The following is a 15,093-nucleotide window of genomic DNA, read 5'->3' on the forward strand; positions in this document are numbered from 1 at the left end:
TCCCGAGTCTTAACTCGAGATAAGCGATGCACCGAGCGTCGATGCTCGATCCCCAGCTCTTGAGCTTTCATAAGTTCTTTGGGTATGGGGAGTCCTTCCCCGATCGAAACAGGAGAACTTACGTGAAGAAGTTCGCATCCGTTGCTGCACTGACTACAGCTGCAGCTCTTGTTCTTACCGCATGTGGTGACGCTCCAGAGACTGAGAACACCACCTCGCCAACGAATGACCCATCGGCTACCCAGACCACGGACGACGCACCCGCTGTCGACTTCCTCGGCTGCATGGTCTCCGACTTCGGTGGATTCGATGACAACTCGTTCAACGAGACCTCCTACTCGGGCCTTGAGCGCGCAAAGTCTGAACTGAGCATCCAGATTGCTTCCGCAGAGTCCACTGACGCAGGTCAGTACACCACGAACGTTGACTCGATGGTTCAGCAGGGCTGTGACCTGGTATTCAACGTTGGCTTCAACCTTGCTGACGCTACCCTCACTGCGGCGCAGAACAACACGGAGAGCCACTTCGCGTTGATCGACTCCGCACTGTCTGACCCAGAGACCTTCGAGCCAATTACGCTCGACAACGTTAAGCCACTTCTCTACAACACCCACGAGGCCGCGTTCCTCGCTGGCTATGTTGCAGCCGGCACCACCAAGACCGGTACGGTTGCCACCTTCGGTGGACAGCCTTACCCATCAGTCACCATCTTCATGGATGGCTTCGTTGACGGTGTCGCAAAGTACAACGAGGACAAGGGAACCGATGTAAAGGTTCTCGGTTGGGACAAGGAAGCACAGTCCGGCTCGATGACCGAGACCTTCGATGAAATTCCTAAGGGTAAGGAACTCACCGAGCAGTTCATCTCCCAGGGTGCAGACATCATCATGCCAGTCGCCGGTCCAGTTGGTGAGGGCGCGATGGCAGCTGCCATCGAGCACGAGGGCGTCTACGTTATCGGTGTTGACACCGACGCGTTCGACAAGTACACCCAGTACCAGGACATCCTCCTGACCTCGGTCCTCAAGGCAATGGACCTGTCGGTATTCGACACGGTTCGCTCGGCCAAGGACGGTATGTGGGACCCAACGCCATACGTTGGAACCCTTGAAAACGGTGGCGTGGGCATCGCTTCCTACCACAACCTCGAAGACGCTGTTTCGGCTGAGGTTCGTGAGGAAGTTGAGAACCTCCGCGCCGAGATCATCGCTGGCAACCTCAAGGTTGAATCGCCAAGCGCATCCCCGGTTAACTGATAACCGGTAGGCGCAAGCAAGTGAGCCGTGACTCTGAATCCCTTTGAGTTAGGGTCACGGCTCATTGCGCGCCACCATTAAGTCGTTCGCAGCCGTCAGGCATAAACCAGCGCAACGCATCCTTGGCGGTCCCCGTCCCCGCCGACCCCATTACGACAGCACATGAACGCGGAAGGCGCTACAGCATGAAGCTGGAACTTCGCGGCATCACAAAACGCTTTGGAAACTTCACTGCAAACGACTCGATCGATCTTGTTGTGGAACCCGGGCAGGTGCACGCTCTTCTCGGTGAAAACGGAGCTGGTAAATCCACGCTCATGAACGTTATCTATGGTCTGTATGACCCAGATGGCGGCGAAATCCTGCTCGATGACGAGCCGGTTAACTTCGCAGGCCCGGGTGATGCTATGGCCGCTGGAATCGGTATGGTGCACCAGCACTTCATGCTCGTTCCAGTATTTACCGTAGCCGAGAACGTCATTCTTGGTTATGAGCCAACCGGTAAGACCGGAATCATCAATCTCAAGGAAGCTCGCAGGCGAGTCAAGGAAATCTCAGACCGCTTCGGCTTCAACATTGACCCTGACGCATACATTGAGGACCTGCCGGTCGGTGCGCAGCAGCGAGTCGAGATCATCAAGGCGCTTTCGCGTGACGCAAGGATTCTGATTCTCGACGAGCCAACCGCTGTCCTCACTCCACAGGAAACTGACGAACTCATTGAGATCATGCGTCAGTTGAAGGCATCAGGAACCTCGATCGTCTTCATCACGCACAAACTGCGTGAGGTCAAGGCCGTTGCGGACAAGATCACGGTCATTCGTCGCGGAAAGATCGTTGGCTCCGCTGATCCAACGGCCTCCGAAACCGAACTTGCATCCGCAATGGTTGGACGGGCAGTGAATCTCGGCGTCGAGAAGGCCCTGCCCACACTCGGTGAGGTTCGCTTGGCCGTCAGCGATCTGACTCTCCTGTCCGATCAGGGCGTTCCGCTCCTTGACCGCGTGAACTTCGAAGTGCGGTCGGGGGAGATCCTCGCGGTCGCCGGTGTTCAGGGCAACGGCCAGACTGAGTTGACTGAGACGATCCTTGGAGCCCACCCGAAGGCGAATGGCTCGATTGTTCTCGACGACAAGGAACTCCTTGGCAGATCAATCCGCCAGGTTCTGGACGCAGGTCTCGGGTTTGTTCCCGAGGACCGGTCCACGGACGGCATGATCGCTGAGTTCACGATCGAAGAGAACCTGATCCTGGATCAGCACGACAAGTCGCCGTATGCAAAGCGCGGCGGCTTGGACCTCGCATACATCCAGAAGACGACCGAGCAGTACATCGAACAGTTCGACGTTCGTACGCAGTCCTCGAAGGCTCTGGGCAAGCAGCTTTCCGGTGGTAACCAGCAGAAGGTTGTTCTCGCTCGTGAGTTGTCGCGTCCGTTGCGTCTGTTCATCGCTTCGCAGCCGACCCGTGGCCTGGACGTTGGCTCGATCGAGTTCATCCACAAGCGCATCGTGCAGGAGCGTGACCACGGTACGGCCGTCATCATCGTTTCCACTGAGCTTGATGAGGTGGTCAACCTCGCAGACCGTATCGCCGTTATGTATGAAGGCGGCATTATCGGAATTGTCCCTGGCGATACGCCACGTGACGTGCTTGGACTCATGATGGCTGGTCTGAGGTACGAGGAGGCGCAGGCTCAGGCGCTTGCACATCCAACCGAGATCACGGGCGATGAATCGTCTGACAACACGTTAGGAGGCGCGCTGTGAGCGTCGAAACGCCACAGGCACAGGCACCACAGTCGCCTGAGTCACCTGTTGAACAGCCTCAACCGTCGCGGTGGGGTGGCGCATTGCGCGAGATGATGGCGAGCAATGCAACCGTCATTGTCTTCGCGATTGTCGGTGCGTTGCTCATGGCTGCGGTTCTGATCGCTGCCGCCAACTCTGAGGTGCAGCGTACGGCAGGCTACATCTTCGCTCGACCGAGCGACTTCTTCAGCGCTGTGTGGAACTCGGTGTCGAGTGCATACTCGTCACTATTCCGTGGGGCCGTCTACGACCCCCAGGCAAACACTTTTGCTCGTCAGTTCAAGCCGATTACTGAGACCCTGACGGCCGCCACACCGCTGATCTTCGCGGGTCTTGGCCTCGGTGTTGGTTTCCGCTCCGGCATCTTCAACATCGGTGCCCAGGGCCAGGTTATCTTGGGCGCCGTCGTTTCCGCGTTCTTCGGTTTTGCGTTTAGCCTTCCACTTGGCCTGCACCTTTTGGTGGCAGTGCTTGGTGGTGCTCTTGCAGGCGGGTTGTGGGCCGGAATCGCTGGTTTCCTCAAGGCGCGTTTCGGCGCCAACGAGGTGATCGTGACGATCATGCTGAACTCCATTGCCGGGTTCTTGATGTCCTACCTCCTCACCACGCAGGCGTTCATGCGGCCAGGTTCGAACAACCCCGTGTCGCAGCGAGTCTACGACACCGCTATGTTCCCTTCGCTGATGGGAGATAACTTCCGTCTGCACTGGGGCTTCATCTTGGCGTTGGTGGCGGCATATGGTGTCTGGTGGCTCATGGAGCGTTCGACCCTCGGGTTCAAGTTCCGCGCTGTCGGGTTCAACCCCGATGCGGCGCGTACTGCGGGCATCAAGGTTGAGCGTATGTACCTGTACGTGATGCTCCTTGCCGGTGGTCTCGCTGGTATGGGTGGAGTCTCCCAAACTCTTGGTACCGAGGGCGTGCTGCAGGAGGGTGTCGCCGGAAACATCGGTTTCGATGCGATCACAGTGGCGCTGCTCGGACGGTCGAAGCCGGTCGGCATCATTGGTGCAGCAATTCTATTTGGTGCACTGCGTGCGGGTTCGCCGCTCATGCAGACTGCTTCGGGTACACCCATCGACATCGTCCAGGTTGTCCAGGCACTTGTCGTGCTCCTCATCGCGGCTCCACCTCTGGTGCGCGCAATCTTTAGGCTTCCAGTTCCAGTGAAGGAGAACGCAGCATGAGCACCGCAACTGCGCTTCCTACGTCCTCCAAGGCTTATGAGGGCAATGTTCAACTTCCTATCTCCTGGAGGGGAACGATCACCTATGTGATCATCGGTCTGTTGTCGATCCTGGGCTTCGGCCTCGGTTCCCCCGCAGGTTCAGAATCGCGCTTCCTGCTGTCCACGTCGCGTGACGCGGTGCAGATTGCCCCGCTGATGATCCCGGCTCGTATGACGGCGATCATCCTTGGGCTGGCGATTCTGGCTCTCGCAGCGTATGCCGCACACAACGCGGTGAACCGTCGCAAGGCGGGCGTCTGGCTCCCGGCACTTGTAGGCATTTTGGGGATTCTCGCCTTCCTCGTGTGGTCTGGCGCAGGTAAATCCGAGTCCGTTCCCATTCCGTTGCTGCTGTCACAGGGTCTTGTGTTCGCAGTGCCACTCGCATTCGGTGCGATGGCGGGTCTGATCAATGAGCGCGTCGGTGTCATCAACATCGCGATCGAGGGTCAGTTGCTTGCCGGTGCCTTCGCCGCCGCGGTTGTGGCGACCTTGGCCGGGAACGCGTATGTGGCGTTGCTGTTCGCACCGATCGCTGGTGGTCTGGTCGCCGTCCTGTTGGCATTGTTCTCGATTAAGTACCGAGTCAATCAGATCGTTGTCGGTGTGGTCCTCAACGTGCTTGTTGTGGGTATCACCAGTTACCTGTTCTCAACGGTTCTGAAGGACAACAAGGCCACGCTCAATACGCCACCCGGTCTGCCACGCATTGAGATTCCCTTGCTTGCGGACATCCCGGTGATTGGTTCGGTTCTCTTCAACCAGAACATCCTCGTGTACCTGATGTTCATCGGCGTGTTCCTACTTCAGTTCCTGCTGTTCAGGAGCCGCTGGGGTCTGCGTCTGCGTTCAGTTGGGGAACACCCGAAGGCCGCGGACACCGTTGGCATCAAGGTAAACCGTACGCGCTGGATCAACGTGATCGTTGGTGGAGCCGTTGCAGGCCTTGGTGGTGCATCGTTCACGATCGCGGCTGCCATCGGTTTTGGTAAGGATATGACCGCTGGTAAGGGTTATATTGCTCTGGCTGCCATGATCCTTGGCCGTTGGAACCCGAACGGTGCGCTTGCCGCTGCCATTCTCTTCGGTTTCGCGGAGGCCCTGCGCGGTACGCTCTCGATTATCGGTACTCCGGTACCGACGCACTTCTTGGCAATGCTGCCATACCTTGCAACCATCTTCGCGGTTGCCGGACTTGTTGGTAAGGTCCGTGCTCCTGCCGCTGAGGGTGTCCCTTACGTCAAGTAAGGCGTGTCCGGGGCGGGCCTCATGGCTCGTCCCGGACCCACCATTTTTTTAGCCCAGATACGTTAAGCGCTTTAGCCCACCCGATGCACCTCACACTGCTCGGCGTTGCGGTTCGCTCAAGAGCGCGAAGGAGACGGCAATGACGCAGACAGAACCAGCGGCACACGACGGCCGTGCAGAGGAACTCGCTCGTGACATTGACTGGGACGCGTTACACGCGCGTGCCATCCAGATGACAACCCGTAGCTATGTTCCATATTCGAAGTATCCGGTAGGTGCCGCGGCCTGGACCACGGACGGTCGGCTTGTTTCGGGTTGCAACGTGGAGAACGCAGGCTACGGGGTCACCCTGTGTGCCGAATGCGGACTCATCTCGGAGCTCGTGGCCACGGGTGGCGGGCGTTTGAAAGGATTCCTGTGCGTTAACGGCGCGGGAGAGATCATCATGCCGTGCGGACGTTGCCGGCAACTGCTGTGGGAACACGGGGGAGCAAACCTGGTGCTGAACACAGTGCGCGGATTTAAGACCATGGATCAGGTGCTACCAGACGGGTTCGGCCCGAATGACCTGGACCACTATGAGGAGAAGATTTCTTAAGTGAGTACGAACACCAACGCCGCGCAGTTCGACGCGGTAGACATTATTCGGGCAAAGCGTGACGGCCGCGTACTGACCACAGAGGAAATCAACTGGGTTATCGCCGCCTACACCGACGGAACGGTTGCGGACTACCAGATGGCAGCCCTCAACATGGCGATCCTGCTCAACGGCATGAACCGGCAAGAGATCTCAACCTGGACCTCAGCGATGATTGCCTCGGGTGAACGGATGGACTTCTCGTCACTGCGATTCCCAACCTCCGACAAGCACTCGACGGGTGGTGTGGGCGACAAGATTACGCTCCCACTGGCACCACTCGTCTCGGTTTTCGATGTTGCGGTTCCACAACTCTCAGGCCGCGGTTTGGGCCACACTGGTGGCACGCTCGACAAGCTCGAGTCGATTGCTGGTTGGCGTGCTGCGCTCAGCAACGACGAGGTGATGAACATGCTCGACACCGTCGGTGCCGTCATCTGCCAGGCAGGCTCCGGTCTTGCTCCCGCTGACCGCAAACTTTACGCATTGCGTGACGTCACGGGAACGGTTGAGGCCATTCCATTGATCGCATCGTCGATCATGAGCAAGAAGATTGCAGAAGGCACGGGTTCTCTTGTGCTCGATGTAAAGGTTGGCTCAGGCGCCTTCATGAAGAATGAGGAGAATGCCCGGGAACTCGCCCGCACCATGGTGGATCTTGGTAAGGATGCGGGAGTCCACACCGTTGCGCTTCTGACCAATATGGAGACGCCGCTCGGACTGACCATCGGTAATGCGCTTGAGGTCCGTGAGTCCGTCGAGGTTCTTGCGGGCGGTGGCCCAGCAGACGTTGTCGATCTGACCGTGGCACTCGCCGTTGAAATGCTTCAGGGCGCGGGCAAGGACGTTGACGATGCAGAGGTTCGCGCTGCACTGAGCGATGGACGTGCGATGGACAAGTGGCGTGCGATGATCGCCGGCCAGGGCGGTGACAATGATGCTCCACTGCCGGTGGCCCAGGAGCAGCACGTCATCACGGCGCAGGCTTCAGGTACGCTCACCAAGCTCGATGCCTATGGTGTCGGCGTTGCATCATGGCGTCTTGGCGCTGGCCGCGCGCGTAAGGAAGACCCGGTGCAGGCAGGCGCAGGTATCGAGTTGCATGCGAAGCCAGGTGACACGGTCACCGCTGGTCAACCGCTCATGACGCTGCACACAGACACGCCTGAGCGTTTCGCACGTGCAATCGAGATCGCCGAGACCGCGGCGGTCATCGAGGACACTAACGCGTTCGAAGCACCAAAGCTCATCATCGACCGCATTAGCTGATCGTGAATCCTGCTGCCAGCCGCCGTGAACCGGTAGGCTGGCAGCAGGATCAGATGTCTATGTGTTGTGGGAGCGTCTTTGGCTGCAACGGGTTTTCAACTCACCACCTTCCTCTATGGCCTGTACGCGGGTAGGCGACGCCTGCCTGCAGTTCCGCCGTACCTGACTGATCGCGACGAAAGCGCGTGGCGGCTGGGGGTGAGCGAAGGTCCCGTTGAACTGGGCGATGAATGCCGTGCAGTACAGGTGGACGGAACAACCTGCGGCTCCGCATCGGTTGTGCTCGCGAAAGCGAGCGACCCGGCCTCTGCCGAGGCCGCAACTCTCGCTGGAACAGTGGGAACGGAGGCGCAAACCGTCTTCAACATGCTGCAACACGAGATCAAGGACCGCACGAATCGTCGGAAATTTGTATTTGGCTGGCCCCGAAGGTTCGGCACTCCACCCTGGGGAGCCGCCCGCGAACTACGATTTGCAGGGCACGAATACTTCCATCGCATGGTCGTGGATACGTCATTGCCGCAGTCCACACGGGTGCTGACGCATGCCGCACAGTGCGCGTTACGTGGATTCCCCGTATTGCTGTACGTCGGCGGTGACACCTCCATGGGCCTCGGAGCAGCCGTGCCGCGCCACGTAGTCGTGTTGCATAGCCCACCGCAGGCTGAAACTGCCGACGAATCGGCTGAGAGTCAGCTTGAACTCGCGCAGGTGGACGCGGACGCAGTTGGTGAAGCAACCGCCGGGCTTGACGCGGAACGCGAGATGGAGCGAAAGCTCGAAGAACTCGAAGCGAAAATCCAGTCAAAACTGGACGAAGTGAAGCGAGCAACCGAGCAGGAAGAGGCCTTCGATCCGGAGTTCCTGCTGTATGAACCCTCCACCGGCACCAACTCACAGGTCACGTTGCGTCAATTGATCGACCGTAAGGTTCCCAAAAGTCAACTTGGTGGATGGACACACATCACGTGGGCCATCATGCCCAAGCCATAGCCATTATTCATGCAAGGAGTATTCGATGGACGTCACTGAGACGATCAAAGCATTGCCCAAGGTCGTGCTGCACGATCACCTCGATGGTGGCCTGCGCCCGGAAACGATCATCGAATTGGCCGCACAGACTGGCTACGAACTGCCCGCTACTGACCCGCAGGAACTGGGTGCGTGGTTCAGTCAGGCCGCCAACTCAGGGTCGCTTGTGCGCTATCTGGAAACATTTGGGCACACGGTCGCCGTGATGCAGACTGTGGAAGGGTTGCGCAGGGTCGCGCGTGAGATGGTTGAGGACCACGCGGCAGACGGTGCCGTGTACGTGGAGAGCCGCTGGGCACCGGAACAGCACGTTGCCGGAGGTCTCAGCCTTCAGGAGGCTTTCGACGCTGTTCAACAGGGAATCGATGAGGGTGTGGCTGCCGTTGCCTCGCGCGGCGGCTCCATCCGAGTCGGGCAGCTCGTGACCGCCATGCGACACGCTGACCGTTGGGACGAGATCGCGGACCTTGCGCTTGCCAACAGGGATCGTGGCGCTGTCGGTTTTGACATTGCAGGAGCCGAGAACGGCTTTCCACCAAACCGCTTCCCACAGGTATGGCGCAAGCTCAACGATGCCGGATTCCCTGTGACCATTCACGCGGGTGAAGCTGATGGCATTGAATCGATCAGCCAGGCAGTTCACCTAGGCCAGGCTCTGCGCATCGGGCACGGGGTGCGGATCACCCAGGACATCGAGGGATTCGGCACGGACAACCCTCGCCTGGGACGAGTGGCCAACTGGGTGCGCGACAATCAAATTGCGCTCGAGGTCTGCCCCTGTTCAAACCTGCAAACCGATGCCGCGCTCGACGCAGACGGCAACCCGCTTCGTGAACTGCCGCAACACCCCGTGAGTGGGCTGCGTGACCTCGACTTCGCCGTCACAATCAACACCGACAACCGGTTGATGTCCGCAACCTCAATGAGCCACGAGATGGCCCGTCTCGTCCAAGAAGCGAACTGGACCTTCGACGACTTGCGCGACGTGACGCTAGCCGCAGCATGGAGCGCGTTCATCCACCATGATGAACGCCACGAACTGGGGGAGCGAATCATCGCACAGTATGAGCAGGTGCTCGGTTCTCAAGTCCTGAAAAGATCTTTGTGAATTTCCATCCACGCAGCCCAACCGAACGGAGAAACCCATGACCACCCCAACCGCAGCAGACGTCGCAGCAATCGTTGACCACACCCTGCTCAAGCCAGAAACCACCACCGCAGACATCAACGCCCTTGTCGCCGAGGCCGCCGAACTGGGCACCTACTCGATCTGCGTATCCCCATCACACCTCCCAGTAACCGCCATTGAGGGAACCTCCGTCTTGGTTGCAACCGTTATCGGTTTCCCCTCGGGTGCCGTGAAGTCTTCAGTGAAGGCTGCCGAAGCAGCCCAGGCGGTCGTGGACGGCGCTGATGAGATCGACATGGTCATCAACCTCGGTGCGGTCAAGGAGGCAAACTGGGACCTCGTTGAATCCGACATTCGTGCGGTACGTGAGGCTGCACCTGCGCCGACCGTACTGAAGGTCATCATCGAGTCAGCAGCCCTGACCGATGAAGAGATTGTTAAGTCATGCGAAGCCTCCGAGCGCGCTGGCGCTGACTTCGTGAAGACCTCGACTGGTTTCCACGGGGCCGGTGGCGCTTCCGTTCATGCCGTATCGCTTATGGCCAAGACCGTCGCCCCACGTCTTGGAGTGAAGGCCTCCGGCGGCGTACGCACTGGCGCCGCTGCGCTTGAGATGATTGCCGCTGGCGCAACCCGCTTGGGTCTGTCTGGCACCAAGGCGGTGCTTGACGGCGTCGCGAGCGGTTCCTCAGACGAAGTTTCCGGAGATTCCTCGGGCTACTGAGTCTTACATGGCTGCTTCTGCGCTGTAGGGCGAGTCTCTTGGCGCAGATCTTTTCGGTGGGGCATTTTTCTCGCGGTTGTACACCCTGTGGTCGTGCACTCGGATGAAGAATGCCCCACCGGGTGTATCGGGAGTTCTGTTCTTTTGACGGCAACTGTTTGCATGTCCGGCACTAAATATGAAACGATCAATTACGCAACTTAACTGTTGTCTAAATGGTTGCATCGTGCCGCGAGCCCGCATCCTGAGCCGCGGCGAGGCATTGGAGTTGAACAGTACTATGACGAGTGTCGACTACTCGATCCCACCGGTGCGTCACCGCATCGCCATCACCGCAACGGTCACGAAGGTGCGTCGGCTATCGCCGCTCATGCAGCGCCTGACGTTCAAAGCAAGCGAGTTTGTAGGTCAGGAGGCAATCTCCTGCGCTGACACGTACATGAAGATCGTGCTCCCAGACCCGACTAACTCTGATGAGCCGGTCATGCGCTCGTACACGGTCCGTAGCCACGACAGCGTTGCAGGAACCGTCGATATCGATTTCGCTCTGCACGGACAGGGCGGTGTTGCTGCACCGTGGGCAGAGCGCGCGCAGGTGGGTGACACCGCAGAGTTCAAGGGTATCGGCGGTGGATACAACCCGAGCGCGCAGGCGCCATGGCACCTGCTGATTGGCGACGATTCGGCACTTCCAGCCATTGCGGCAGCCGTGGAACAACTGGGCGAGGATTCGGGGAAGGTTGTCATCCTCATCGCGGATTCCCCCGAGGAACTCTTGGGAGACGGCGATGCGTTTTCACCGCCCGAAGGCAGCGAAGTCCAGGTTGTCTCGCACACCCCCGCGGTTATTGAGGCTGTGCGTTCCGCGTATGCCTCGCACGAAGGCGTGCCACATGTGTTCCTGCACGGTGAGGCGTCAATGGTCCGTGAGGTTCGCCGCGTCATCCGGTCCGATTTCGCGCAGGACCTTAAGGCCATGAGTGTTTCCGGCTACTGGCGTGCAGGTGCCTCAGATGAGCGGTGGCGCGAGATGAAGCGTGACTGGTCTAGGGGCGTCGAAGCGGACGAAGCAAAACTGGCGGGTGTTTCCACCAGCTAACGCCGCACACCCATGTGGCGGCATGTCATAAATGATTGCGAAGGGTCCTCCCTATAGGGAAAACTCGTTGTCGTCTCGTGACGCACATGGTCACGGTTATGCGCCATTGAGCCAGTGCTGTAGGCCGATAGTCCCGCTTCTCTAGGGAAGTATTCGATATTATCTCTTAAAGACTAGAGTCAATGAGGATGATAGATAATGCAGCTAAGAACACTTATTGCAGTGACAGTAATTGGTCCTCTTATTGGGGTGGTAGTTCCTGGAGTTACGGAAGGAGGATCGATTGCGTGCAGCGAGACAGATTCAATAGCACTTGAGGAGCTCCAAGAAGGGTTGAATTTACGGGATTGTGGCGACAGAGTGGAAACACTCGACATTAATGGAGAGTCGTACTGGATACCCGATTTTGGAACCGGCTATGCGGCAATCGCGATCAATGCTGAAGGCCACGAAGAGACAATTGCAATCGAGGCCGACTGGTCAGGGAATCTCAAGGTGCGGATTGAGTCTGGTGACGAGTCAGATCTTAGGCGCTACCTAGAAGATATAGGCTGGGAGAACGACGTCCTTACGCTAGATCTCGGGGAGTCAGACGCGCAGAGTGTGACAGGAAAAGTTACTTCAAAGAAGGTGACGAAGCCGAGTTGTAGTGAGACACACCGTGCCACAGCAAATGGCGTGTGGGGAAAGCCGTTTAACTGGTATGTGAATGACAAGCGTTCGCTGCCTGCAAAAGGCATAACGGCTACAAGCCTTGTTTCCGATGCTAAGGTTGCTGCTAATGTCTGGCTCAACGGAACTACTTTGTGTGGTGGCATGGCTGGCAAGCCACGTGATTTGAAGATGTCATACAAAGGAACGACAACGAAGCAAAGTAACATAAATGGTGCCGAAGCGAAGTGTGCTAGTGCAAAAGATGGTGTTAGTGTCGTTGACGTAGCAGTTCTTAAGGATGGAACCTTAGGCTTGGCTTGCGCGCGATGGAGCGTGCACCCCGTGGCAGTACCGCAAATGTCAGAGGTCGATATCCGTTTAACGAACAAAAAAACGTGGCACACCGGGAGCAGTACCACTTGTAGTGGAGCAAAATTTGACATGCGAACGGTCCTGATCCATGAATTTGGGCATGCAATTGGGCTCGGTCATACCCCGGAAAATACAACACAAGTAATGCGTCCCTACACGGGTCAATGCGACTTATTAAGGACCCTCGGCAAGGGAGATAAATTGGGCTTATACGGCAGATATGGACACAAGTCATGAGAACCACGGGCCTGCTACGCATGGCTGGCGGACTGGTTTTTGTTATGGCCGTATCAAGTTGCTCCATGACTACGGATTCGGGTACTTCTTGTGACATCACGTTAGAGGCTACCCCGGCTATTGTCGCTCCCGGTGGTGTCATCACACTGTATGGAACCGGTTTGCTACGTGATTGTGCGATGCCAGCTACAGAAGTCAATAACATGCAGGACATCACGGTTTCATTGGTGCAAGGTGATACCGTGACGCAAGTTGTTGTTCTTGATGCAGTCGATGGCGGACGCATCGAAACTGAAGTGACGGTTCCGAGCGATGCGGTTCAAGGGCCAGCCGTCTTGTCGGTGTATCAATTCACCTCGAATGAATTTGAGATCCGCAGCCGTTGACTGTGTGAAACGTGCCCAAACTCAGATCAAAAGCCTCAAACGGTACTGGCCGGATGCGCCGGAAGATGAGGTAACGAAGATTCTAATGGAGAACGGTATCCCCGTGAATCGTTTGGCCGAGTTCAACTAGCCGATCAGTAAGAACAGACAAAGAACTGGGAGTCCTCCAATTATTGGAGGACTCCCAGCCTGATGTTTCGGGGAACCCTAGAGGCCCAGGGCAGCCTTCATGTCGAGGCGTACCTGCTCCATGCGAGCCCGAGCTGCAGCACGAGCAACGGTGAGGTCGTCAAAGGAAGCATCGGAGGCAACGTTCTCAATGACCTCCATGTAGCACTTCACCTTTGGCTCCGTACCGGAAGGACGCACGATGACGCGTGTTCCATCCTCAGCGAGCAGGAGCAGCCCATCGGTTGGCGGCAGGCCGTCGTAACCGTCGGCAAGATCGGCTACCTGGGCCACTGTTGAGCCAGCCAAGGTTGCCGGTGGCGCAGAGCGCAGCGTGGCCATGGTCGCTGGGATGCGGGACAGGTCTGAGAATCGGGCCGAGAGTTGGTCGGTCAGGTACAGTCCGTGTTCGCGGGCCAGGTCATCGAGGTAGTCGATGATCGTGCGTCCCTGAGACTTGAGGAGCGCGGCGAGTTCGGCGAGCAGCAATGCCGCGGAGATGCCGTCTTTGTCGCGTACCAGGTTTGGGGCAACGCAGTAGCCGAGTGCTTCCTCGTATCCAAACAGGAGCTGCGGGGCGCGTGCGATCCACTTGAACCCGGTCAGGGTGTTCGAGTGGTTCAGCCCGTGTGCGGAGGCGATCTTGCCGAGCAGTCGGGAAGAGACAATCGAGTTCGCAAGCCGTAGCCTACCCTCATGGCACCCAGAGTCAACGTAGCGTGAGGCCACGAAGTTTCCGAGCAGTGAGCCAACCTCGTCACCGTGCAGCATGCGCCAGCCAGCGGCGGCAGGATTGTCGGACGGAACGTCCTGGAACGCGGCGGCAACGCGTGGGTCCTTAACGGCTGCGGCGCACCGGTCGGTGTCCGGGTCGTTGGCGATCACGATGTCTGCGTCGTTCTTGAACGCGTACTCAAGCGACAGATCGATAGCGCCGGGTTCTTCCGGGTTGGGGAAGGTGACCGTTGGGAAGTCTGGGTCTGGCACATACTGTTCGGCCACGGGAATGAGCCGCTCGAAACCCGCCTCGGACAGGACTCGTTCGACAACCTTTCCACCAACACCGTGCAGTGGCGTTAACACTGCGGTGAGGTCGCGTGGACCATCTGACTTCAACCCAACTACCGCGTCCACGTATGACGTGACCGCATCGTCGTTAAGCGTGATCCAACCCGACGGAGCCTGCAAGGTCTGCGCAACCGATGGGACAGCCGCGATTTTCGCGGCGATCTGGCCGTCGTAGGGTGGCACGATCTGTGCGCCCTGGCCGTCACCGGTGACCACGCGGCCACCGAGGTACACCTTGTAGCCATTGTCCTGCGGCGGGTTGTGCGATGCGGTGACAACGATGCCGGCGTCCGTGTTCAGACGGCGCATCGTGTAGGCGAGGACTGGGGTGGATAGCGCGCTGGGCAGGAGGTAGACCTCGCAGCCAGCGGCCGTCAGCACCGCGGCGGAATCGAGCGCGAAAGCCTGCGAGAAGTGTCGGGCGTCGTAGCCGATCGCCACAGTCGGGGTTTCGCCGGGCAGGGATTCCTTGAGGAATGCGCCCAAACCAGCCGCCGCACGGATGACAACAGAACGGTTCATCCGGTTTGGTCCAGCCTCAATGCGTCCGCGCAACCCCGCGGTGCCGAACTGGAGGATTCCGTTGAACCGGTCGCGCAAATCCGTTAGGGCAGCGCCCGCGCGACCGTGGGCTTCGGCGTCATCCGAGTCGGTTTCGATGGTGTCGAGCAGTTCGGTCAACTCAGCCCGAGTGATTGGTTCTGGGTCGTCGGCGATCCAGTCGCGGGCCTGCTGCAGGAGCAGTTGATCTGCTTCGGTAAGTTCGAGGCTCATA

General features: G+C 58.4%; 13 protein-coding genes. 12 read left to right on the top strand and 1 reads right to left on the bottom strand.

The window, feature by feature from the left end; translation table 11 throughout:
• The first annotated feature begins 122 nt into the window (after positions 1-122).
• The 12 genes from ACFSYH_RS10205 (at position 123) to ACFSYH_RS10260 (ending at position 13,082) form a co-directional block, all read left to right on the top strand.
• Positions 123-1,256 carry a BMP family lipoprotein gene (locus ACFSYH_RS10205; RefSeq protein ID WP_377466858.1) on the top strand — a complete coding sequence of 378 codons (1,134 nt, stop codon included), beginning with the start codon at positions 123-125 and terminating at the stop codon, positions 1,254-1,256.
• A 185-nt stretch (positions 1,257-1,441) separates the two neighbouring features.
• Positions 1,442-3,025 carry an ABC transporter ATP-binding protein gene (locus tag ACFSYH_RS10210; protein ID WP_377466859.1) on the top strand — a complete coding sequence of 528 codons (1,584 nt, stop codon included), beginning with the start codon at positions 1,442-1,444 and terminating at the stop codon, positions 3,023-3,025.
• Positions 3,022-4,254 (top strand): ABC transporter permease, encoded by a 1,233-nt coding sequence (locus ACFSYH_RS10215; RefSeq protein WP_377466860.1) that lies wholly within the window; start codon positions 3,022-3,024, stop codon positions 4,252-4,254. Before ACFSYH_RS10210 ends, ACFSYH_RS10215 begins: the two co-directional genes overlap by 4 nt.
• Positions 4,251-5,543 carry an ABC transporter permease gene (locus tag ACFSYH_RS10220; RefSeq protein WP_377466861.1) on the top strand — a complete coding sequence of 431 codons (1,293 nt, stop codon included), beginning with the start codon at positions 4,251-4,253 and terminating at the stop codon, positions 5,541-5,543. The genes ACFSYH_RS10215 and ACFSYH_RS10220 overlap by 4 nt, the downstream gene beginning before the upstream one ends.
• A 139-nt stretch (positions 5,544-5,682) precedes the next feature.
• Positions 5,683-6,141, top strand: coding sequence for a cytidine deaminase (locus ACFSYH_RS10225; protein ID WP_377466862.1), 459 nt, complete (start codon positions 5,683-5,685; stop codon positions 6,139-6,141).
• Positions 6,142-7,449, top strand: coding sequence for a thymidine phosphorylase (locus ACFSYH_RS10230; protein WP_377466863.1), 1,308 nt, complete (start codon positions 6,142-6,144; stop codon positions 7,447-7,449). It abuts the gene before it with no gap.
• 78 nt (positions 7,450-7,527) lie between these two features.
• Positions 7,528-8,442 (top strand): hypothetical protein, encoded by a 915-nt coding sequence (locus ACFSYH_RS10235; protein ID WP_377466864.1) that lies wholly within the window; start codon positions 7,528-7,530, stop codon positions 8,440-8,442.
• A 25-nt stretch (positions 8,443-8,467) separates the two neighbouring features.
• The gene (locus ACFSYH_RS10240; protein ID WP_377466865.1) at positions 8,468-9,589 is read left to right on the top strand and encodes an adenosine deaminase; all 1,122 of its coding nucleotides are present in this window, start codon (positions 8,468-8,470) and stop codon (positions 9,587-9,589) included.
• A gap of 37 nt (positions 9,590-9,626) precedes the next feature.
• Entirely contained in the window at positions 9,627-10,334 is a 708-nt protein-coding gene (deoC, locus tag ACFSYH_RS10245) for a deoxyribose-phosphate aldolase (protein ID WP_377466866.1), read from the top strand.
• A gap of 226 nt (positions 10,335-10,560) precedes the next feature.
• Complete coding sequence (locus tag ACFSYH_RS10250) at positions 10,561-11,433, top strand: siderophore-interacting protein (protein WP_377466867.1); 873 nt, start codon at positions 10,561-10,563, stop codon at positions 11,431-11,433.
• A gap of 222 nt (positions 11,434-11,655) precedes the next feature.
• The gene (locus ACFSYH_RS10255; protein ID WP_377466868.1) at positions 11,656-12,696 is read left to right on the top strand and encodes a matrixin family metalloprotease; all 1,041 of its coding nucleotides are present in this window, start codon (positions 11,656-11,658) and stop codon (positions 12,694-12,696) included.
• Positions 12,697-12,761: 65 nt separating this feature from the next.
• A complete protein-coding gene (locus ACFSYH_RS10260; RefSeq protein ID WP_377466869.1) occupies positions 12,762-13,082 on the top strand; it encodes a hypothetical protein in 321 nt (106 codons plus the stop codon).
• Between the two features lie 207 nt (positions 13,083-13,289).
• On the opposite strand, the gene ACFSYH_RS10265 is transcribed toward ACFSYH_RS10260, so the two are convergent.
• Positions 13,290-15,092 (bottom strand): phospho-sugar mutase, encoded by a 1,803-nt coding sequence (locus ACFSYH_RS10265; protein ID WP_377466870.1) that lies wholly within the window; start codon positions 15,090-15,092, stop codon positions 13,290-13,292.
• Between the last annotated feature and the right edge of the window lies 1 nt (position 15,093).

It is taken from the genome of Populibacterium corticicola (genome assembly GCF_042683685.1).
Taxonomy (GTDB): Bacteria; Actinomycetota; Actinomycetes; order Actinomycetales; family Cellulomonadaceae; genus Timonella; species Timonella corticicola.

What these genes read in the sequence shown, in the direction of transcription:
- ACFSYH_RS10210 (WP_377466859.1), top strand. Translation starts at nt 1,442, where the DNA reads ATGAAGCTGGAACTTCGCGGCATCACAAAACGCTTTGGAAACTTCACT.
- ACFSYH_RS10240 (WP_377466865.1), top strand. Translation starts at nt 8,468, where the DNA reads ATGGACGTCACTGAGACGATCAAAGCATTGCCCAAGGTCGTGCTGCAC.
- ACFSYH_RS10225 (WP_377466862.1), top strand. Translation starts at nt 5,683, where the DNA reads ATGACGCAGACAGAACCAGCGGCACACGACGGCCGTGCAGAGGAACTC.
- ACFSYH_RS10260 (WP_377466869.1), top strand. Translation starts at nt 12,762, where the DNA reads ATGACTACGGATTCGGGTACTTCTTGTGACATCACGTTAGAGGCTACC.
- ACFSYH_RS10265 (WP_377466870.1), bottom strand. Translation starts at nt 15,092, where the DNA reads ATGAGCCTCGAACTTACCGAAGCAGATCAACTGCTCCTGCAGCAGGCC.
- ACFSYH_RS10220 (WP_377466861.1), top strand. Translation starts at nt 4,251, where the DNA reads ATGAGCACCGCAACTGCGCTTCCTACGTCCTCCAAGGCTTATGAGGGC.
- deoC (WP_377466866.1), top strand. Translation starts at nt 9,627, where the DNA reads ATGACCACCCCAACCGCAGCAGACGTCGCAGCAATCGTTGACCACACC.